This is a genomic window from Ruegeria sp. BHSB172, from assembly GCF_059613165.1.
In genome coordinates this window covers 1-17,930 of record NZ_JBXWRZ010000010.1, presented here as the reverse complement: position 1 = coordinate 17,930, position 17,930 = coordinate 1, and the positions used below count along the sequence as shown (strand labels likewise).

Annotated in this window: 20 protein-coding genes and 1 pseudogene; 10 read left to right on the top strand and 11 right to left on the bottom strand. The window is 64.2% G+C overall.

Features of this window, described 5'->3' with window-relative positions; translation table 11 throughout:
* Positions 1-22 precede the first annotated feature (22 nt).
* Positions 23-1,249, top strand: coding sequence for an FAD-dependent monooxygenase (locus AC2FM3_RS07560; RefSeq protein WP_496680354.1), 1,227 nt, complete (start codon positions 23-25; stop codon positions 1,247-1,249).
* Here AC2FM3_RS07560 and AC2FM3_RS07555 read toward each other — a convergent pair.
* The 5 genes from AC2FM3_RS07555 to AC2FM3_RS07535 all read right to left on the bottom strand — a co-directional run bounded on the left by AC2FM3_RS07555 (position 1,246) and on the right by AC2FM3_RS07535 (position 4,770).
* Positions 1,246-1,431 (bottom strand): Trm112 family protein, encoded by a 186-nt coding sequence (locus AC2FM3_RS07555; protein WP_496680352.1) that lies wholly within the window; start codon positions 1,429-1,431, stop codon positions 1,246-1,248. The two genes, AC2FM3_RS07560 and AC2FM3_RS07555, sit on opposite strands and share 4 nt — an antisense overlap.
* On the bottom strand, positions 1,428-2,069 hold the full coding sequence (locus AC2FM3_RS07550) for an LON peptidase substrate-binding domain-containing protein (RefSeq protein ID WP_496680351.1): 642 nt from the start codon (positions 2,067-2,069) through the stop codon (positions 1,428-1,430). Before AC2FM3_RS07550 ends, AC2FM3_RS07555 begins: the two co-directional genes overlap by 4 nt.
* A 27-nt stretch (positions 2,070-2,096) precedes the next feature.
* The gene (trxA, locus tag AC2FM3_RS07545; RefSeq protein WP_496680350.1) at positions 2,097-3,014 is read right to left on the bottom strand and encodes a thioredoxin; all 918 of its coding nucleotides are present in this window, start codon (positions 3,012-3,014) and stop codon (positions 2,097-2,099) included.
* 88 nt (positions 3,015-3,102) lie between these two features.
* Positions 3,103-3,891, bottom strand: a complete 789-nt coding sequence (locus AC2FM3_RS07540) for an exodeoxyribonuclease III (RefSeq protein ID WP_496680348.1) — start codon at positions 3,889-3,891, stop codon at positions 3,103-3,105.
* A 192-nt stretch (positions 3,892-4,083) separates the two neighbouring features.
* Positions 4,084-4,770 carry a response regulator transcription factor gene (locus tag AC2FM3_RS07535; RefSeq protein WP_149775464.1) on the bottom strand — a complete coding sequence of 229 codons (687 nt, stop codon included), beginning with the start codon at positions 4,768-4,770 and terminating at the stop codon, positions 4,084-4,086.
* A 160-nt stretch (positions 4,771-4,930) separates the two neighbouring features.
* On the opposite strand from AC2FM3_RS07535, the gene ribA reads away from it, so the two are divergent.
* Both ribA and AC2FM3_RS07525 read left to right on the top strand, forming a co-directional pair.
* Entirely contained in the window at positions 4,931-6,025 is a 1,095-nt protein-coding gene (gene ribA, locus AC2FM3_RS07530; protein WP_496680347.1) for a GTP cyclohydrolase II, read from the top strand.
* Positions 6,022-6,522: a L,D-transpeptidase family protein gene (locus AC2FM3_RS07525; RefSeq protein WP_496680345.1), complete on the top strand. Its 501-nt coding sequence runs from the start codon at positions 6,022-6,024 to the stop codon at positions 6,520-6,522. Before ribA ends, AC2FM3_RS07525 begins: the two co-directional genes overlap by 4 nt.
* Here the strand turns inward: AC2FM3_RS07525 and AC2FM3_RS07520 are convergent.
* Both AC2FM3_RS07520 and AC2FM3_RS07515 read right to left on the bottom strand, forming a co-directional pair.
* Entirely contained in the window at positions 6,506-7,165 is a 660-nt protein-coding gene (locus AC2FM3_RS07520) for a YggS family pyridoxal phosphate-dependent enzyme (RefSeq protein ID WP_496680344.1), read from the bottom strand. The genes AC2FM3_RS07525 and AC2FM3_RS07520 overlap by 17 nt on opposite strands.
* Positions 7,166-7,267: 102 nt before the next feature.
* Positions 7,268-8,281: a porin gene (locus tag AC2FM3_RS07515; protein ID WP_496680342.1), complete on the bottom strand. Its 1,014-nt coding sequence runs from the start codon at positions 8,279-8,281 to the stop codon at positions 7,268-7,270.
* A gap of 279 nt (positions 8,282-8,560) precedes the next feature.
* Between AC2FM3_RS07515 and AC2FM3_RS07510 the strand changes: the two genes are divergently transcribed.
* From AC2FM3_RS07510 to AC2FM3_RS07490, 5 genes are all read left to right on the top strand, one after another.
* On the top strand, positions 8,561-9,049 hold the full coding sequence (locus AC2FM3_RS07510; protein WP_496680340.1) for a DUF3576 domain-containing protein: 489 nt from the start codon (positions 8,561-8,563) through the stop codon (positions 9,047-9,049).
* 72 nt (positions 9,050-9,121) lie between these two features.
* Positions 9,122-11,659 (top strand): leucine--tRNA ligase, encoded by a 2,538-nt coding sequence (gene leuS, locus AC2FM3_RS07505; RefSeq protein ID WP_496680339.1) that lies wholly within the window; start codon positions 9,122-9,124, stop codon positions 11,657-11,659.
* A complete protein-coding gene (gene lptE / locus AC2FM3_RS07500; protein WP_496680337.1) occupies positions 11,646-12,146 on the top strand; it encodes an LPS assembly lipoprotein LptE in 501 nt (166 codons plus the stop codon). Before leuS ends, lptE begins: the two co-directional genes overlap by 14 nt.
* Entirely contained in the window at positions 12,143-13,171 is a 1,029-nt protein-coding gene (gene holA / locus AC2FM3_RS07495) for a DNA polymerase III subunit delta (protein WP_496680336.1), read from the top strand. Before lptE ends, holA begins: the two co-directional genes overlap by 4 nt.
* 73 nt (positions 13,172-13,244) lie before the next feature.
* Positions 13,245-13,841, top strand: a complete 597-nt coding sequence (locus AC2FM3_RS07490) for a glutathione S-transferase family protein (RefSeq protein ID WP_496680334.1) — start codon at positions 13,245-13,247, stop codon at positions 13,839-13,841.
* Here AC2FM3_RS07490 and AC2FM3_RS07485 read toward each other — a convergent pair.
* Positions 13,808-15,016, bottom strand: a complete 1,209-nt coding sequence (locus tag AC2FM3_RS07485) for a TIGR03862 family flavoprotein (protein ID WP_496680332.1) — start codon at positions 15,014-15,016, stop codon at positions 13,808-13,810. The genes AC2FM3_RS07490 and AC2FM3_RS07485 overlap by 34 nt on opposite strands.
* A gap of 48 nt (positions 15,017-15,064) precedes the next feature.
* On the opposite strand from AC2FM3_RS07485, the gene AC2FM3_RS07480 reads away from it, so the two are divergent.
* The gene (locus tag AC2FM3_RS07480) at positions 15,065-15,361 is read left to right on the top strand and encodes an HNH endonuclease (protein ID WP_496680331.1); all 297 of its coding nucleotides are present in this window, start codon (positions 15,065-15,067) and stop codon (positions 15,359-15,361) included.
* Here AC2FM3_RS07480 and AC2FM3_RS07475 read toward each other — a convergent pair whose 3' ends face one another.
* Genes AC2FM3_RS07475 through AC2FM3_RS07465 form a run of 3 tightly spaced genes read right to left on the bottom strand, consistent with a single transcriptional unit; the run spans position 15,362 to position 17,447 of the window.
* A complete protein-coding gene (locus AC2FM3_RS07475; RefSeq protein WP_496680329.1) occupies positions 15,362-16,096 on the bottom strand; it encodes a VOC family protein in 735 nt (244 codons plus the stop codon).
* Positions 16,093-16,701, bottom strand: coding sequence for an enoyl-CoA hydratase/isomerase family protein (locus AC2FM3_RS07470; RefSeq protein ID WP_496680327.1), 609 nt, complete (start codon positions 16,699-16,701; stop codon positions 16,093-16,095). The genes AC2FM3_RS07475 and AC2FM3_RS07470 overlap by 4 nt, the downstream gene beginning before the upstream one ends.
* Positions 16,698-17,447, bottom strand: a complete 750-nt coding sequence (locus tag AC2FM3_RS07465) for an SDR family oxidoreductase (protein WP_496680326.1) — start codon at positions 17,445-17,447, stop codon at positions 16,698-16,700. The genes AC2FM3_RS07470 and AC2FM3_RS07465 overlap by 4 nt, the downstream gene beginning before the upstream one ends.
* A gap of 134 nt (positions 17,448-17,581) precedes the next feature.
* On the opposite strand from AC2FM3_RS07465, the pseudogene AC2FM3_RS07460 reads away from it, so the two are divergent.
* Positions 17,582-17,930: pseudogene (locus AC2FM3_RS07460) on the top strand (DUF2125 domain-containing protein); the annotation flags it as partial.

Sequence of the window (17,930 nt, the reverse complement as noted above, 5' to 3'; positions counted from 1 at the left end):
AAGGGCGCGCATATTGCACCGAATGACACAGGTTTCCGATATCTTGATCGTTGGCGGCGGGCTGAACGGCCCCGCCCTGGCGCTGGCGCTGGCGCAGACCGGACACAGCGTCACCGTGATAGACGCGCTGGCCGAGAAGCTGCGCAAGAACGCGGCGTTCGACGGGCGTGCCTATGCACTGGCGCTGGCCTCGCAACGGTTGCTGGCCGCGATCGGCGTCTGGGAACGGGTTGCGGACCACGCCCAGCCGATGTTGGAGATCAAGGTCACCGATGGCCACGCAGGCACAGGTCCGTCGCCGTTTTTCATGCATTTCGACCATGCCGAGATCGAGGAAGGCCCGATGGGCTATATGGTCGAGGACCGTCACCTGCGGCGCGCATTTCTTGCGGCGATGCAGGCGGAACCGGCGATCACCCGGGTGGATGGCAAAACCGTGGTTGCGCAGGAAACCGGGCCAGGCGGCGTGACCGTGACGCTGGATGATGGATCTGCGCTGTCCGGTCGGCTTCTGGTGGGGTGCGACGGCCGCCGCAGCGGCACCGCCTCCCGCGCCGGGATCAAGCGGACCGGATGGGACTACGGCCAGACTGCGCTGGTCTGCGCGATCGAGCACGACCTGCCCCATCACGGCATTGCACATCAGTTCTTCATGCCCCCCGGCCCGCTGGCGATCCTGCCGTTGACCGGTAACCGCAGCTCGATCGTGTGGAGCGAACGCACCGAGACCGCACAGCGCATCAACGCGCTGGACGAGGCCGATTACCTTCAGGTCCTGCGGCCCCGGTTCGGCGATTTTCTGGGTGACATCCGCCTACAGGGCGACCGGTTCACCTATCCGCTGAACCTGACCATCGCCAATTCCTTCATCGCGGACCGGCTGGCTCTGGTGGGTGATGCGGCCCATGGCATGCACCCGATCGCCGGTCAGGGGCTCAACGCCGGGCTGCGCGACGTAGGCGCGCTGGCCGAGGTGCTGACGCTGGCCGGTCGACGCGGCGAGGACATCGGCTCGACTCTGGTTCTGGAGCGCTATCAGGAATGGCGCCGCTTTGACACGGCGGCCTTGGCAATGGCGACGGATGTGTTTAACAAGCTGTTTTCGAACGACAATCCTATCCTGCGCCTCGGGCGCGACATCGGCATGGGCATTGTCGGGTCCCTGCCCGGTCTGCGCCGCGGCTTCGTGCGCGAGGCCGCCGGTTTGACAGGCGACCTGCCTAGGCTGTTGCAGGGCCGCCCGATCTAGTCGAGTTTGCGCGCCTCATCCACCAGCATCACCGGAATCCCGTCGCGGATCGGAAAGGCCAGACCAGCGGCTTTCGAGACCAGTTCCTGCCGCTCGGCGTCATATTCCAGCGTGGTATGAGTCTGGGGACAGATCAGCGCCTCGAGCATATGGCGGTCGAAACCCGGTTCCGTCTCAGTCATTGCAGTTGTTCCTCGTTTGAACCCCCGCGCAGCGAGAATTCGATCAGTGTGACCAGCGTTTCGCGCCGGGTTCGCAGGCAGGGTGCCTCAAGCAGGGCCTGCTTGTCCTCAGGATCGAAATCCAGAAGCATCGACAGGGAATTGACCAGCAATTCGTCATCCGCCTCGTTCAGCGTCTCCCAATCCGTCGAGAGCGCACGGGCCGAGAAATACCTTTCGAGCAACCGCAGGAAAGCGGCCCGGTCGAACCCGGCATCCCGTTCGCCTTGACCCAGGTCGCGGTCGAACCCCTCCCAGGTGACGGCACAGCGGCGATAGGGCGTGAAGCCCTCGACCTCGGACTGAATGCGGAACCGCGACACGCCGGTCAAGGTGATCAGATAGCGCCCGTCTTCGGTCTCGGAAAACTGGGTGACGCGCCCGGCGCAGCCGATGCGGTGCAATCGAGCCCCATGGCCGGGGCCCGGATTCGGCTGGACCATGCCGATCAGCCGTTCCTTGGTTTTCAGGGCATCGTCCAGCATCTGCAGATAGCGCGGCTCGAATATATGCAGCGGCAGCCGGGACCGGGGCAGCAAAAGGGCCCCGGGCAACGGGAACACGGACACCGTGTCCGGCAGATCGGCGGGATGCATCATGTAATGTGTTCTAGCTCTGATATGCGATCAGGCAAATATCATCGAAGTCAGCCTGCGCCGTCCGTTCAGCACGATCGGATCATTCGGCTTGAGCGCGTCGAAGATCGTCAGCAGCTGGGTCTTGGCTGCACCATCGTTCCATTCGCGGTCGCGACGGAACAGCTCCAGCAGCTGATCGACCGCCTCGGCGGCCTTGCCGTTGGCATAGAGCGCCTGCGCCAAGTCAAACCGGGCCTGATGGTTGTCGGGGTCGGTCTCGACCGCAGCGGTCAGCTCGGCCACCGGGCCGGCATTTGCGGCCTGCTTGGCAAGCTCCAACTGCGCATGGGCAGCCTCCAACTCGGCCGTCGTTGAGATTTCGGCCGGAGCGCCGTTCAGAATCGCCTCGGCCTGCTCCAGATCACCCATTGCGATATGGGCGCGCACCAGTCCGCCATAGGCCGCGGCATGGTTCGGGTCTTCGCCCAGAATGGCGGCAAAGGTCTGGGCCGCATCTACTGCCGCGCCCTCGGCCAGCATCTCTTCGGCGGCCTCCACTGCCTCGTCCAGCTGTCCGCCGGGGCTCTGGCCGCCAGCAGCCTCGATCACGCGGTCTATGAACGCCTTGATCTCGGAGCCGGGCAGCGCGCCCTGGAACCCGTCGATCGGCTGACCCTTGAAAAAGGCATAGACGGTCGGGATCGACTGGATTCGCATCTGCGAAGCGATCATCTGCGCCTCGTCCACGTTGATCTTGACCATTTTCACCGCGCCTTTGGCGGCGGTCACGGCCTCTTCAAGGGCCGGACCCAGCGTTTTGCACGGGCCGCACCACGGCGCCCAGAAATCCACGATCACCGGGGTTTCCTGCGACGCTTCGACGACATCGGCCATGAACGTGGCCTCGGTTCCGTCCTTGATCAGATCGGTGGCGGCGGGGTTGCCTGCGCCGTTCAGAAGTTCCATGGCATTCACTCTCCGGAATTCAGTCTTGGCCCTTATATGCAACCGGGCGCGGCGGAAACCAAGAGCCGTCGCACCGGTTCAGGGCGGATCAGAGATCAAAGGTCGCAAAAACCGGCGCGTGGTCGCTGGGCTTCTCCCAGCCGCGCGCTTCGCGCAGGATGCGGCTGGAATGACCCGCGTTAGAGATGTCGGGCGTCGCCCAGACGTGATCGAGGCGCCGCCCCTTGTCAGCCGCATCCCAATCGCGAGCGCGATAGGACCACCAGCTGTACAGCTGCCCCTCGGGGATGTCCTGCCGGGTGATGTCGACCCAGCCGCCCGCCTCCTGCGTTTCGGCCAGCTGCTCGACCTCGATCGGCGTGTGCGACACGACCTTGAGCAGTTGCTTGTGCGACCATACGTCATCCTCGCGCGGGGCGATGTTCAGGTCACCAACCAGAATGGATTTCTGTGGCTTTTCGGCGTGGAACCAGTCGCGCATGTCGGTCAGGTAGTCCAGTTTCTGGCCGAATTTTTCGTTCACCTCCCGGTCGGGAACGTCGCCGCCTGCAGGGACGTAGAAATTGTGAATGATCACACCGTTTTCCAGTTGCCCTGCGACATGGCGGGCATGGCCGAGCCCGGCAAAATCCCGGTCACCCAGGTCGGTGATCGGCAGGCGCGACAGGATGGCCACACCGTTGTAGCCCTTTTGCCCGCGGGCAATCATGTGGGTGTAACCCAGTTCCGCGAAACCTTCGGTCGGGATCTTGTCGACCGGCGATTTGCATTCCTGCAAGCACAGCACGTCCGGTGCCTCCTCCTGCAGCAGTTTCTGCACGATCGGCTCGCGCAGGCGAACGGAATTGATGTTCCAGGTGGCCAGAGTGAAAGGCATGATCGGGGTTCCCTTGTCGCGACCGGGGCAACCTAACGCGGCAATTGCCGGGGTGCCATCCGAAAAAAAGCCGGGCCAAAGGCCCGGCAGTCCAACAGGGAGGTACATGTCATGACCCGGACATGCGCGGGTTGCGAGTAACCTAAAGATGTCTATAGAGTATCACTTTGATCCACATCAATCCACCAATCGTTAGGAAACCAGGCGATATCCGCCGGATTCTGTGACCAAAAGGCGCGCATTCGAGGGATCGGGCTCGATCTTCTGGCGCAGACGGTAGATGTGGGTTTCCAGCGTGTGCGTGGTGACACCTGCGTTATAGCCCCAGACCTCGTGCAGCAGAACATCGCGCGGTACGACACCGTCGGTGGATCGGTACAGGAACTTGAGAATGTTGGTTTCCTTCTCGGTCAGGCGGATCTTGCGGTCATCCTCGGTGATCAACATCTTCATCGCCGGCTTGAAGGTGTAGGGCCCAAGAACAAAAACCGCATCCTCGGATTGTTCATGCTGGCGCAGCTGCGCGCGGATGCGGGCCAGAAGCACTGGAAACTTGAAGGGTTTCGACACGTAGTCATTGGCCCCGGCATCCAACCCCAGGATCGTGTCGGCGTCGCTGTCATGGCCGGTCAGCATCAGGATCGGGCTCTTGACCCCCTGCTTGCGCATCAGCCGGCACAGCTCGCGCCCATCGGTGTCGGGCAGGCCCACATCCAGAATCACCAGGTCATAGATCGCCTCGCGCGCGCGCTCCAAAGCAGACTGACCGTCCGAGGCCTCGAACACGTCGAAATCCTCGGTCATCACCAGCTGTTCGCTCAGCGCTTCGCGCAGGTCCTCGTCGTCATCGACCAGCAGGATTTTCTTGAGTTGCGCCATGTCCCGGTCCTCCTTTTGCTTTTGCATCACTTGAGCTTGGAATATGCAATCCACAAGTTTTGCTGCAACGCTCTCACGCCCTCGTGTCTGATGGACGGGAAATGTTTCACATTCGGCGGCGAACGGGCTAGGACGAGACAAACGTTACAGGATAACATCGATGAGTCTGATTCCCGACATCACCGAATTGCTGGCGCGCGCGCGGGCGGATCTGCGCATGGGCGTTCCCGTGGTGCTGGTCGATGACGGCGGCCGTGGCGTAGTGGCCGCGGCGGCCGAGACCTTGGGGCCGCAACGTCTGTCCGATCTCCGCGGTCTGGGCGATCAGCCCGTGGTTGCCATCACCAACCGCCGGGCCGAGACCCTGAAGGCGCGCGCCTATGACGGCGATCTGGCTCGTGTCGTAATCCCCGCCGATGCCGACCTTGCCTGGGTGCAGGCCGTGGCAGACCCGTCCGATGACCTCGATTCCCCGATGAAGGGTCCGCTGATGACCCAGCGGAGCGGCAATACCAACCTGCACCGCATCGCCATCGCCTTGGCCAAGACCGCGCGCCTGCTGCCGGCGGCAGTGGTCGTACCCGTCGAGGACGGGCGCGCCTTTGCCGCCTCCCATGGGCTGACCTGCATTGACCATACCCGCACCGCCCCACATCTGGCCGATCGCAGCCCCCTGCACGAGGTGGTCGCCGCCCGCCTGCCGATGGAGGTCTCCGAGGCCGGGCGGCTGCATGTATTTCGCCCCGAGGACGGCGGTGAAGAACACTATGCCATCGAAATCGGCCGGCCCGACCGTTCGAAACCGGTTTTGGCGCGGCTGCATTCTGCCTGCTTCACCGGCGACCTGATGGGCAGCCTGAAATGCGATTGCGGCCCGCAGCTGCGCGGCGCCCTGGCGCAGATGGGAGCCGAGGGCCACGGCGTTCTGCTGTATCTCAACCAGGAGGGCCGCGGGATCGGCCTGGCCAACAAGATGCGCGCCTATTTCCTTCAGGATCAGGGGTTCGACACGGTCGAAGCGAACCACCGGCTTGGGTTTGAGGATGACGAGCGCGACTTCCGCCTCGGGTCCGACATCCTGAAGTCAATGGGCTTCAGTTCGGTGCGACTGCTGACCAACAACCCCGCCAAGATCGCGATGATGGAACGCACCGGGATCGCCGTCACCGAACGTGTGCCGCTCAAGGTCGGGGAAACAGCGCACAATCGCGGCTATCTGGCGACCAAGGCGGCCAAGTCGGGCCATCTGTTGTGAGCCCGCACGATCTGGTCCTGTCTTGGCGCGGCGTGCGGTTTCACGGCAGGACGTTCCCCTGCACGATCGGCAAAGGCGGCCTGACCAACGCCAAACGCGAAGGCGACGGCGCCACCCCGACTGGCGTTCTGCGGATCGTAGGCATGCTGTACCGGCCCGACCGGATTGCGCCAACCGCCCCCTGGGCCCTGCCGATCGGGCCGCGAGACCTGTGGTCGGATGATGGTGCTGACCCGGACTACAACCGGCATGTGCGGGCGCCGCACGGGTTCAGCCATGAACGCCTTCGGCGGGCCGATCCGCTGTACGATTTGGTTCTGATCACCGACTGGAACTGGCCCGATGCAGTGCCTGGACGCGGATCAGCCATCTTCATCCACCAATGGCGCCGGACGGGCTATCCGACCGAGGGCTGCCTGGCCTTCCGCCGTGACCACCTGCACTGGATCGCGCAAAGGGTCACCCTGGGCACCCGAGTGATCATTCCCCCGCTTTGACCCGTTCGCCAAAGATCGCCGACCCCACCCGGACATGGGTGGCCCCCAACGCGATCGCGGTTTCGAAATCGCCGCTCATGCCCATCGAGAGACCTTGCAGCCCGTTGCGCGCGGCGATCTTGGCCAGAAGGGCGAAATGCAGCGCCGGTTCCTCGTGCACCGGCGGGATGCACATCAGGCCGCGCACGGGAAGGTCCAGCCCCTGGCATTCGGCGATGAAGGCATCCGCATCGGCGGGCAAAACGCCGGCTTTCTGCGGTTCCTCTCCGGTGTTCACCTGGATGAACAGATCAGGGCAGGCGCCCGTCTCTTGCGCCAACCGCGCCAGGGTCTTTGCCAATTTGGGCCGATCCACTGAATGGATGGCATTGCAAAGATCCATCGCCTGCCGCGCCTTATTGGTCTGCAGCGGGCCGATCAGATGCAGGTCGATGCCGGAAAACCGCTCGCGGAAGGCGGGCCATTTCGCGGCGGCCTCCTGCACCCGGTTTTCGCCGAAACAGCGGTGGCCCTGCTCGAGCACGGCCTGAACCCTGTCATTTGGTTGAACTTTGGATACGGCAATCAGGGTCACGGACCCGGCTTGCCGCCCGGCGGCGGCTTCGGCCTTTGCGATGCGATCTTTGATTTCCTGCAACGACATGGATTTCCCCTGTTCCGGTTTCGCGCCAGAAAAACACCATGTCGGCGCAAAAGAAAAGGGCGGGTCCGAAGACCCGCCCCAAACCTTGCGGTTCAGATCAACTTAGAAGTTGAACTGAGCACCGAAGTCGGCACGCATGGTCGAGTCTACGCAGACGTCGCAGTCCGACACACCGATACCACCGCGCAGCGATGCGCCGCCGCCCAGGTCGTAGATGGCGCCGATGCCGTACTGCTGGGTGTCGGCGTCAGCCGAACCGTCACCGTAAGCGGCGGTCAGGGTCAGAGCAGAGCCAACGTTGTAGGCCAGCGACAGACCGTAGGCGGTGCCGTCGGTTGCTGCAACTTGGGTTGCGTCGTCAGCAACGAACAGGGTGCCCGAGAAGTCACCGAATTCACCACCCAGGGTGAAGACGGTCAGGCTCGGATCTTTGCCTGCCAGAGCGTCGGTCTCACCGTAGGCCAGAGCGGCAGTGATGTTGCCGAAGGTGTAGGTTGCGCTGATGTCCCAACGGTCGGCATCGGTTGCAACGCCGTTCACACCAAAGGTGGCTTGGTCATACGACGCACCGAAGGCGAAGTCGCCGACTGCGTACTGGAAGAACACAGCGTTCGAACCCGAACCGGTCGACGAATAGCCCAGGAAGCTGTAGTCGACGCCCGAGTACTGGCCGATGAAGTTTTCCAGGCCCGGTTCGTTGCCGTAGTAGTTGGCCAGGTTGTCGAAGGAGCCGGCAACGTTGCCCGCGTCAACACGCAGACCACCGTAGATGACCGAGAAACGTGCGCCGTTCAGGCCAGCCGAGTTGGCTTCACCGGTGCCGGCGTTCTCGTCGGCCTGCAGGCGGACGCGTGCTTCAAAACGGACGCCACCGTCGGTTTCCGCGATGCCATCGATGTTCAGGCGGAAGCGCGAAACCAGGATGGTTTCGTCGGTCGCGACAGCAGCGGTGCCGGTGGTGGTGCCGCTGGCAGTGGTGGTGAAGTTGGTCACAACGCCGGTACGGTCTTCTTGGTAGCCGATACCAAAGCGGCCATAGCCGCTGAACTTAACTTCGGCCGCGGCAACCGATGCGGTTGCGATCAGTGCGGTCGATGCGAAGAGAACTTTTTTCATCTTGTTTCCCTCGGTTTCAGTAATTTCTACTCGACACATGCCTGCTGCACATGTCTCAGCACGCAGACCGTTTCGCTCTTTTTGCCCCCTCAGCGCAAGCTTGCCTTAATTCTTTTGCAGTCATTGCCCCGGAATTGGTGCAAGGATGCCACAGTCGGTTTGAGGGCGTGTTTTCGGCATCGCCATGGCGCCTTTGGAAAGAATGGGCTTGTTGCAACACAACAGCTTGTCTAGGAGTATCACCCAACAGTCTAACCAGCAGAACAGGACATGCCGACGATGCGCCTGCAGACGATTTCGGGTTTGTTGATTTTGACCGTCTCGGTTGCGGCCTGCGGGCAGAATCGCTCGGCACAGCCCAATCCGAACTATCTAACCACCGACGGCAGTTCGTCAGAGGCTCGTGAACTCAATGATCCGAATCGTTCGACCATCTGGGATGTGTTCGGCCCCAACAACTCGGAACAAGTGACACAGGTCAATCGGTACCTGTGGGCGGCCTCGCTGGATGTGCTGAATTTCCTGCCGATCGAAGAGGTGGATCCGTTTACCGGCGTGATCGTAACGGGTTACGGCAGACCGCCGGGCGGCGGGCGGTCCTATCGGGCAACGGTGCACATCAAGGATCCGGCCCTGGCGGCGCGGTCCCTTTCGGTGGCGCTGCAGACCAGCGGAGGCGCGCCGGTCAGCGCCGCCACCACGCGTGCGGTCGAAGATGCGATCCTGTCGCGGGCGCGCCAGCTGCGGATCGCGGACAACAAGCTCTAGCAACCCGCAGAAAATCACAATATTACCACGCCGGGCCCCTGCCCGGCGTTTTCATTCACGAAGGACCGCATGATGTCGCGTTACTCGGCCAACGAAATCGAAGCAAAATGGCAAGAGGCCTGGGACAAGGCCGGGATCTTCACCGCCAAACGCACGGCGGACAAGCCGAAATACTATGTGCTGGAAATGTTCCCCTATCCGTCGGGGCGCATCCACATGGGGCATGTGCGCAACTATACCATGGGTGACGTGATCGCCCGCTACAAGCTTAGCACCGGGCACAACGTGCTGCACCCGATGGGCTGGGATGCCTTTGGAATGCCTGCGGAGAATGCGGCCATGGCCATCGGTGGCCACCCCAAGGACTGGACCTATGGCAACATCGCCGACATGCGCGCGCAGATGAAGCCGCTGGGCCTGTCGATCGACTGGTCGCGCGAGTTCGCGACCTGCGACCCGGAATATTACGGCCAGCAGCAGGCGCTGTTCCTGGATATGCTCGATGCGGGGCTGGTCTATCGCAAGAACGCCGTGGTCAACTGGGACCCGGTGGACATGACCGTGCTGGCCAACGAACAGGTTGAAAACGGGCGCGGCTGGCGCTCGGGCGCGTTGGTGGAGCGACGCGAGCTGACCCAGTGGTTCTTCAAGATCTCGGCATTCGCCGAAGAGCTGCTCGAGGCGCTGGATACGCTCGAGAACTGGCCCGCCAAGGTGCGCCTGATGCAGGAGAACTGGATCGGCAAGTCGCGCGGGCTGGAATTTGCATTCGAGCGCACCGACGGCGGCGCGCCCATCACCGTCTATACCACGCGGCCCGACACGCTGCTGGGGGCCTCGTTCGTGGGCATCTCGCCCGATCACCCGATCGCCAAGCAGCTTGAGGCCGACAACTCCGAAGTCGCTGAATTCGTTGCGGAATGCCGCAAGGGCGGCACCACGGAAGAGGCCATCGAAACCGGCGAGAAGCTGGGTTTCGACACCGGCATCCGCGTCAAGCACCCGCTGGACCCGAACTGGGAACTGCCGGTCTGGATCGCGAATTTCATCCTGATGGATTACGGCACCGGCGCGATCTTCGCCTGCCCCGCGCACGACCAGCGCGACCTAGATTTCTGCCGCAAATATGACCTGCCGGTGATCGACACCTTCTTTGCTCTGGATGACGACACGCCGGTGGACAAGATCGCTTTCGTCCCGCCGAAAGAACAGAAAGTGCGCTGGGTCAACCATTTCGCCGGTCTGACCGAGGCCACCGGACAGGAAGCCATCGACGCGACCATCGCGTTTGCCGAGAAAGCCGGCTGGGGCAAGGGCGTGACCAAGTACCGCCTGCGCGATTGGGGCCTGTCGCGCCAGCGCTACTGGGGCTGTCCGATCCCGGTGGTGCATTGCGACGACTGCGGCGTGGTGCCCGAAAAGAAGGAAAACCTGCCGATTCGCCTGCCCGACGATGTCACTTTCGACAAACCGGGCAACCCGCTGGACCGTCACCCGACCTGGCGCGACTGTGCCTGCCCGTCTTGCGGCAAGCCGGCCAAGCGCGAAACCGACACGATGGACACGTTCGTCGATTCGTCGTGGTATTTCGCCCGTTTCACCGCCCCACGCGCGGAAACGCCCACCGATCTGGCCGAAGCCGAATACTGGATGAACGTGGACCAGTATATCGGCGGCATCGAACACGCGATCCTGCACCTGCTGTATTCGCGGTTCTTCGCCCGGGCCATGCATCTGACGGGGCATCTGCCGAAAAAGGCGATCGAGCCGTTCGACGCGCTGTTCACCCAGGGCATGGTCACCCATGAAATCTATCAGACCCGCGACGACAAGGGCCGCCCGGTCTATCACCTTCCCGAAGAAGTCGAGGACGGCAAGCTGAAGGCGACGGGCGAGCCGGTCGAGATCATCCCCTCGGCCAAGATGTCGAAATCGAAGAAGAACGTGGTGGACCCGGTCAGCATCATCTCAGCCTTTGGGGCGGATACCGCGCGCTGGTTCGTGCTGTCCGATTCGCCGCCCGAGCGTGACGTGGAATGGACCGCCGCCGGCGCCGAGGCCGCGCACAAGCACCTCAGCCGCGTGCATCGCATCGTGTCCGAGATCGCCGCATCCGACGCCCCGGCCAATGCCGAGGACGAAGCGCTGCTGCGCGAGATGCACAAGACCATCCATGACGTGACCGGCGGGGTCGAATCCTTCGGCTTCAACGCCTCGATCGCCAAGCTCTATGCCTTTACCAACACGCTGGCCAAATCCAAGGCGGGCGCGCAGGCCAAGCGGCAGGCGGCCAAGACGCTGGCGCAGCTGATGTCGCCGATGACCCCGCACCTGTCCGAAGAGCTGTGGCAGATGCTGGGCGGCGAAGGGCTGGTGGCGCTGGCGCCCTGGCCGGTGGCGGACGAGTCGATGCTGGTCGATGACACCGTCACCCTGCCCATCCAGATCAACGGCAAACGCCGCGCCGAAATCAGCGTGGCCAAAGATCTGGACAAGACGCAGGTTGAAAAAATCGCGCTCAGCACCGAAGCTGTGCAGAAGGCGCTGAATGGCGCTGCTCCGAAGAAGGTGATCGTTGTTCCGGGCCGGATCGTGAATGTCGTTGTTTGACCGCAGAAAACTGATGCTGCCGCTGGCCGCCTGTGCGTTGGCGGCAGCCTGCGGGTTTCAACCCGTCTACGCGCCGGGGGCGGCGGGGTCCGCTCTCTATGGCAAAGTCGCGGTTTCGGCCCCGGACACGGTCGAAAGCTATCTGCTGGTACAGAATTTGGAACAGCGGCTAGGGCGCGGCGCCGGTTCGGCCAAGGATTATAGGTTGAACGTGAAGGTCACCACCGCAACCCGCGGGGCAGCGATCACCACGACCAACGAGACCAACCGCTATACAATAGATGGGCGCGCGAATTTCACCCTGACCTCGGCTGAAACCGGGCAGGTCGTCGCGTCGGGCACCGTGACCGATTTCGTGGGTTACTCGGCATCGGGTTCGACGGTCTCGACCCTGGCTGACGAGCGCGACGCAAAGGATCGCCTGATGGTCATCCTGGCCGATCAGATCGTGACCCGCTTGTATTCCACACCGGAACTGGCTTCATGAAGCTTTCGCCACGCGAGGCTGACGGGTATTTTTCCAAACCGGACCCCGACAAGACGGGCTTGCTGATCTACGGCGCCGACGCGATGCGCGTGGCGCTGAAACGCCAGCAGGTTCTGGCCGCGCTGCTTGGCCCTACCGCCGAGGAAGAGATGCGCCTGACCCGGATGCCCGGCGCCGATCTGCGCGGCGACCCGGCCATGCTGCTGGACGCGGTCAAGGCGGTCGGGTTCTTTCCCGGCCCGCGTGCCGTCTTTGTCGAGGAGGCAACCGACTCCGCCGCCCCTGCGATTCTGACCGCGCTCGAGGACTGGGCCCCGGGCGACGCGCAGATCATCGTGACCGCGGGCCAGCTCAAGGCCAGTTCCAAGCTGCGCAAGGCCTTCGAGGCCCATCGCAACGCCTATGCGGTGGGCATCTATGACGACCCACCCAGCCGCGCCGAGATCGAGCGGTCATTGGCACAGGCTGGCCTGACCGATATCCCGCGCGATTCGATGGCGATGCTAGGGGATCTGGCAGCCGAGCTCAGCCCCGGCGATTTCGCGCAGACGCTGGAAAAGCTGGCCCTGTACAAACGCGGGGACGGCACCGCGCTGACAGTCGAGGACATCGAGGCCTGCGCCCCGCAATCCAACGAGGCCGCGCTGGACGATGTTCTGAACGTGGTGGCCGAGGGCCGCGCGCCCGAGATCGGCCCGCTGATCCGACGCCTGCAGGCGCAGGGCACCAACCCGGTGACGCTGTGCATCGGCGCCACGCGGCATTTCCGTACTCTCTATGCCTGCGCTTCGGACCCGGGTGGCGCGGCCCAGGGCATCGGCAAGCTGCGTCCGCCGATCTATGGCAAGCGGCGCGACCGCATCCTGCGGCAGGCGCAGGCCTGGGGGGCGCAGAAACTGCAGACCGCACTGACCGTGCTGACCGATACCGACCTGTCCCTGCGGTCGGCCGGGCAGACCGCGCCGGCCATGGCGCTGGTCGAACGGGCGATGATCCGCATCGCCATGCTGGCTCGGTCACGCTGACGTGACGGGGCGTCGGGCTTGACGCACCGCCCTGCGCCACCAACCTGTAGGTCAGCCAAGACAGGAGCACGGCATGTACAAACTTTATGGACGCGTCCACAGCCGCGCTTCGCGGGTGATCTGGCTGCTCGAGGAATTGGGCCAGCCCTATGATTTGATCCCGGCAGGGCCGCATGATCCGCAGGTTCTGGCCCTGCATGAATCCGGCAAGGTGCCGGTTCTTCAGGTCGGCGATGCCGTGCTCTCGGACAGCGTGGCGATCATGACCTATCTGGCCGACAAGCACGGGGCCTTCACCTATCCGGCCGGAACCCTGGAACGGGCCGAGCAGGATTCGCTGGTCAACGCCATGCTCGAGGAATTCGATGCGCCGCTGTGGCTGGCTACCCGGCACGCATTCATCCTGCCGCAGGACAAACGTGTTCCGCAGGTGGTCGAGGTCGCGAAATGGGAATTTGACCGCAGCTTCCAGCGCATGGGCCGCCGCTTAAAGGGACCGTACCTGCAAGGTGACAAGATGACGATTGCCGACATCCTGTGCGTCCATTGCATGAGCTGGGCCAAAACCGCCGATTTTCCGATGAATTCGGATGTGCTGAAAGCCTATGGCAAGGACCTCCGCGCGCGGCCGGCCTATCAGAAACTGGGCGAGCTGGCCAAAACCGCCTGAGCGCTCAGCCAGTCTGCGGCCGAACGCCCGGCCCATCGCCCGGTGGCGAAACAGCCGGTCAGAAGGTAGCCGCCGGTCGGTGCTTCCCAATCCAGCATCTCGCCGGCACAGAACACGCCCGGCAGCGCCTTCAGCATCAGGCCATCGGTCAGCCCGCTGCGCATGACGCCGCCCGCGGTCGAGATCGCCTCGTCCATCGGGCGCAGTCCCGCGTGGCGCACGGGAAGCGCTTTCAGCAGCCCGACCCAGTCGGCCCGGGTCACGACCTCGCCTTTGGTCATTTCGTGAAACAGCGCCACTTTCTGCGCTGGCAGGCGCAAGCCGTTTTTTAGCCACCGGCTGAGCGTGGTTTTCGCGCTGGTCGCAGCGAGGCGGCGGCGCAGTTCTTCCTGCGGCAGGTCCGGCACCAGATCCACACGTAACGGCAAGCCCGCGCGCAGGGCCGGGGTCAGCGGGTACAGCCCACCCCCTTCAAGCCCTTTCTCCGAGATCACCGCCTCGCCCCGGCTGATGCGATCGCCCGCCATCCACCGCACCGATTTGAGTGCCCGGCCGAAATGCGGCGTCATGTGCGGGCTCCAACCCATCGCCAGCGCGGCATTCGACGGCGCGAAAGGCGCCAACGGCACCCCCTTTTCCGCCAGAACCGGCGCCCAAGCCCCGTCCGAGCCCAGCCGCGCCCAACTAGCGCCGCCAAGCGCCAGCACCGTCGCCCCGGCCGCGACCCGTTGCCCGCCGTCGGGCGTGTCGAACACCGCCGCCGCGCCGTCCCAGCCAAGCCAGCGCCAGCGGGTGCGGATCACAACCCCCATCCCGTCCAGCCGCTCCAGCCAGGCCCGCAACAGCGGCGAGGCCTTCTTGGCGCGGGGGAACACCCGCCCGGTCGAGCCAGTAAACAACTCTTGCCCCAGACCGCGCGCCCAGTCCTGCACCATTCCGGCATCGAAATCGGCAAGCATCGGACGCAGCCAGTCCGCCGCCTGTCCATAGGCCGGCAGCAGAGTCTCGAACGGTTCATCCTTCGTCAGGTTCAGGCCCGATTTGCCCGCCATCAGGAACTTGCGCGCGACCGATGGCTTGGCCTCGGCCACTAGAACAGCATGCCCGGCCCGCGCCAGTTCCTCGGCTGCCATCAACCCGGCCGGACCCGCCCCGATCACCAATGCCTGCGCCATATCTTTCCTCTTGTCTCGGGCCGGGCCCGGGATAAATCTAGCCTCGCCATGACCGAGGACTGCCCCATCTGCCCGCTCTGCGACCGCCCGATCCCCGACGGGACCGGCAGCCTGCACCATCTGATCCCAAAACTCAAAGGGGGCAAGGGCGGTCCCACGGTTCTGCTGCACGGAATCTGCCACAAGGAAATTCACGCCACCCTGACCGAGGCCGAGCTGGCCCGCAGCTACAACTCGGTCGCGGCATTGCGCGGCCACCCCCGGCTGTCGCGGTTTCTGGACTGGGTGCGCAAACGCCCGCCCGGGTTCCAGTCGAAAGTGCCCGGAAAGCGCCGCAGCCGCTGATCAGGCGGGCACGAACACCGTGCCATGCGCGGCACGGACGGGTTCGGTCAGCCCTTCGATGCCGATCCCGCGCAGGTCGGGCGTGGGTACGATGACGGCACCGGGAATGTGCTGAAACTCCAGCGTGGTATAGGGCCGTCGCCACAGCCATTCGCGATTGCCGACGGCCCAGAGGTCAGGGCTGGGCGGTCGCTCCTGTGTGAAGGCATAGCAGTGCAGGTCGAAGCCGTGCGGGGTTACATCCTGTATCGCCAGAAGCCGCATCCCAAGGCTGCGACAGATCGCATCCTCGGCCTGGATGTCGCCGGAGCGTAGGGTGATCTGGCCCACGCAGGCCCGGTCGAACGGGGCCTGCACGGGGTCGGCCTTCGGGCGGTTGCATTCGAAATCATGTTGCAGCAGTTCGATCGCAAACCCCTCGGGATCGGTGAGATGGCTCAAATAGCCGATGTCCAGAAACTGCGTCGGCTGGCTGACCTTGACCCCCCTTCGCCGCAGCCAGTCCGCCGCCCGGTCCACGTCAGGCAAGGTGATGCCGATCTTCCAGTACCGCTGCCCACGATCCGCGACATACCCGCCCCCGCCGGGCTGCAACACGATTTCCGCACCCCGGCCAGGGTAGCCGACCCGCCAATCCGCCCCGTCACGGCGCGACACCATGCCCAGCGCGTGGCGGTAGAACTCCGCCAGCCCGGCCGGGTCCGCCACGCGCAGATGCAGGGCGGCCAGCCTCATGCGCACATCCCGGCGATTCCGCAGGCGACATCAGGATCTGCCGCCAGGCTGTCGGAAACCAGCTCACGCGCGGTCTGCAACAGCATGTCGCGGGCCACCACCCGGTCGACCAGACCAAAGGCCAAGGCCTCGTCGGCCGTGATCTTCTGCCCGGCCATCAGGATCAGCTTGGTCCGTGCCGGCCCGATCAGCGCCTTCATGCGCAGCACGTCCGACGGCTGCGGCAGAAACCCCAGCCGCATCACCGGATAGAAGATCTTGGCCTCCGGCACCGCGATGCGCAGGTCGCAGGCCAACGCCATGCCGTTGGCCCCGCCCGCCATCGTGCCGTTCAGCGCGGCAACGGTCAGGCAGGGCAGCGCGGCGATGGCGCCCGACAGACGTTCCCATAGGTCCGAGGTGGCCAGACCCGCCCGCGCCTCGTCCAGATCGGCACCGGCGCTGAAGACCTTGCCGGCACCCGTCAGTATCAAGGCCCGCGCCTCGGTCGCCGCCTGGGCGATATCGACCAGTTCGGCCAGCATCGCCCCGGTCAGCGCATTGGCCTTGCCGGGATTGTTCAGCACCACGGTCCACAGGCCGTTTTCCTTGGTCAGTTCGATCACGTCAGGCCGACCCTCTTGCGGATGTCGTCGCGGCGCAGAGAAATCTCGGTGCCCAGAAATTCGTCGGCGTCGGCCGAGCACATCCACAACAGCGCGCGGGCCGGCCAATCGGCGGGGATATGATCTTCCCATTCAAGCTGGCTGACCGGGTTGATGCCGCTGGCCTTGATCGTCCGCTGCATGTCGGTGGCCACCGTGCCCGGCGACAGGCCCATCGCGCGGATGCCGTAGTGGGACTCTTCCAGGTGCAGACACTCGGTCAGCATCTTCGCACCCGCCTTCGAAGCGCAATAATGGCTCCAAGCCTCCACCGGGTTGGACGCAGCGCCCGACGAGACCGTCAGCACAGTTCCGCCGCCTGCGGCCCGCATCACCGGCAGCACCGCGCGCATACCGTAGAACACGCCCTTGAGATTGATGTCGATGGCCCTATCCCAATCCGCCGGATCAGCCTTGGCCAGATGCGATATCGGGTCGATCACCCCGGCATTGCCGATCAGCACGTCCACCCCGCCAAAGCGATCGACGCAGGCGGCCACCGCCTGATCGACCTGCGCGAAGTCGCTGACATCGCAGGCAATCGCGAGTGCCTGCCCCCCCAACTCGGCGGCCAGCGCGTCGATCTGCGCGCGGCTGCGGGCCACCAGCGCGACATTGGCCCCGGCTGCGGCAAAAACGCGCCCCGCCTCGGCCCCGATGCCGCGGCTGGCCCCGGTGATCAGCACTGTTTTTCCTTGCATGGACATCCCGTAATCCTTTCGGCTTGCAATCCGTTCAAGTCCTATCGCGCAAACGGGGAAAGCGTCCACCCCTTGCCCCCTTGACGGCGTGCGCCACAGGCCCGACGATGCGCGCGAATTTCAACACGAAGGGTTCCCTTATGTCCGTTTTCCTTCGCCGCACGGGCGGCGCCGTCCTGGCCTATGTTATCGCGACGCAAGGCGCGCTGGCAGACCTGACCGCCAACGATGTCTGGTCCGACTGGCAGTCCTACATGGGCAGCATGGGCTATGCCGTCACCGGCGATCAGAGTACCTCGGGCAACGTCACCAGCATCAGGAACATGACGCTGAAGATGGAGCTGCCGGACGAGGATGGCGCGTTCGACATGGTCATCCCGGAAATGACCCTGACCGAGAATGGCGACGGCACCGTCACCATCGGCTTGCCGGAGAGCTTTCCCATGACCATCTCGGGTCAGGCCGAGGGCGAGGCATTTTCTGCCGCAC

Bases quoted from the DNA above. Each gene is read 5' to 3' on its own strand.
- trxA (WP_496680350.1), bottom strand. From the start codon at position 3,014: ATGGAACTTCTGAACGGCGCAGGCAACCCCGCCGCCACCGATCTGATC.
- AC2FM3_RS07475 (WP_496680329.1), bottom strand. From the start codon at position 16,096: ATGAGGCTGGCCGCCCTGCATCTGCGCGTGGCGGACCCGGCCGGGCTG.
- ribA (WP_496680347.1), top strand. From the start codon at position 4,931: ATGAGTCTGATTCCCGACATCACCGAATTGCTGGCGCGCGCGCGGGCG.
- AC2FM3_RS07480 (WP_496680331.1), top strand. From the start codon at position 15,065: ATGACCGAGGACTGCCCCATCTGCCCGCTCTGCGACCGCCCGATCCCC.
- AC2FM3_RS07490 (WP_496680334.1), top strand. From the start codon at position 13,245: ATGTACAAACTTTATGGACGCGTCCACAGCCGCGCTTCGCGGGTGATC.
- leuS (WP_496680339.1), top strand. From the start codon at position 9,122: ATGTCGCGTTACTCGGCCAACGAAATCGAAGCAAAATGGCAAGAGGCC.
- AC2FM3_RS07485 (WP_496680332.1), bottom strand. From the start codon at position 15,016: ATGGCGCAGGCATTGGTGATCGGGGCGGGTCCGGCCGGGTTGATGGCA.
- AC2FM3_RS07555 (WP_496680352.1), bottom strand. From the start codon at position 1,431: ATGACTGAGACGGAACCGGGTTTCGACCGCCATATGCTCGAGGCGCTG.
- lptE (WP_496680337.1), top strand. From the start codon at position 11,646: ATGTCGTTGTTTGACCGCAGAAAACTGATGCTGCCGCTGGCCGCCTGT.
- AC2FM3_RS07550 (WP_496680351.1), bottom strand. From the start codon at position 2,069: ATGATGCATCCCGCCGATCTGCCGGACACGGTGTCCGTGTTCCCGTTG.
- AC2FM3_RS07515 (WP_496680342.1), bottom strand. From the start codon at position 8,281: ATGAAAAAAGTTCTCTTCGCATCGACCGCACTGATCGCAACCGCATCG.
- AC2FM3_RS07535 (WP_149775464.1), bottom strand. From the start codon at position 4,770: ATGGCGCAACTCAAGAAAATCCTGCTGGTCGATGACGACGAGGACCTG.
- AC2FM3_RS07560 (WP_496680354.1), top strand. From the start codon at position 23: ATGACACAGGTTTCCGATATCTTGATCGTTGGCGGCGGGCTGAACGGC.
- AC2FM3_RS07510 (WP_496680340.1), top strand. From the start codon at position 8,561: ATGCGCCTGCAGACGATTTCGGGTTTGTTGATTTTGACCGTCTCGGTT.
- AC2FM3_RS07520 (WP_496680344.1), bottom strand. From the start codon at position 7,165: ATGTCGTTGCAGGAAATCAAAGATCGCATCGCAAAGGCCGAAGCCGCC.
- AC2FM3_RS07540 (WP_496680348.1), bottom strand. From the start codon at position 3,891: ATGCCTTTCACTCTGGCCACCTGGAACATCAATTCCGTTCGCCTGCGC.
- AC2FM3_RS07465 (WP_496680326.1), bottom strand. From the start codon at position 17,447: ATGTCCATGCAAGGAAAAACAGTGCTGATCACCGGGGCCAGCCGCGGC.
- holA (WP_496680336.1), top strand. From the start codon at position 12,143: ATGAAGCTTTCGCCACGCGAGGCTGACGGGTATTTTTCCAAACCGGAC.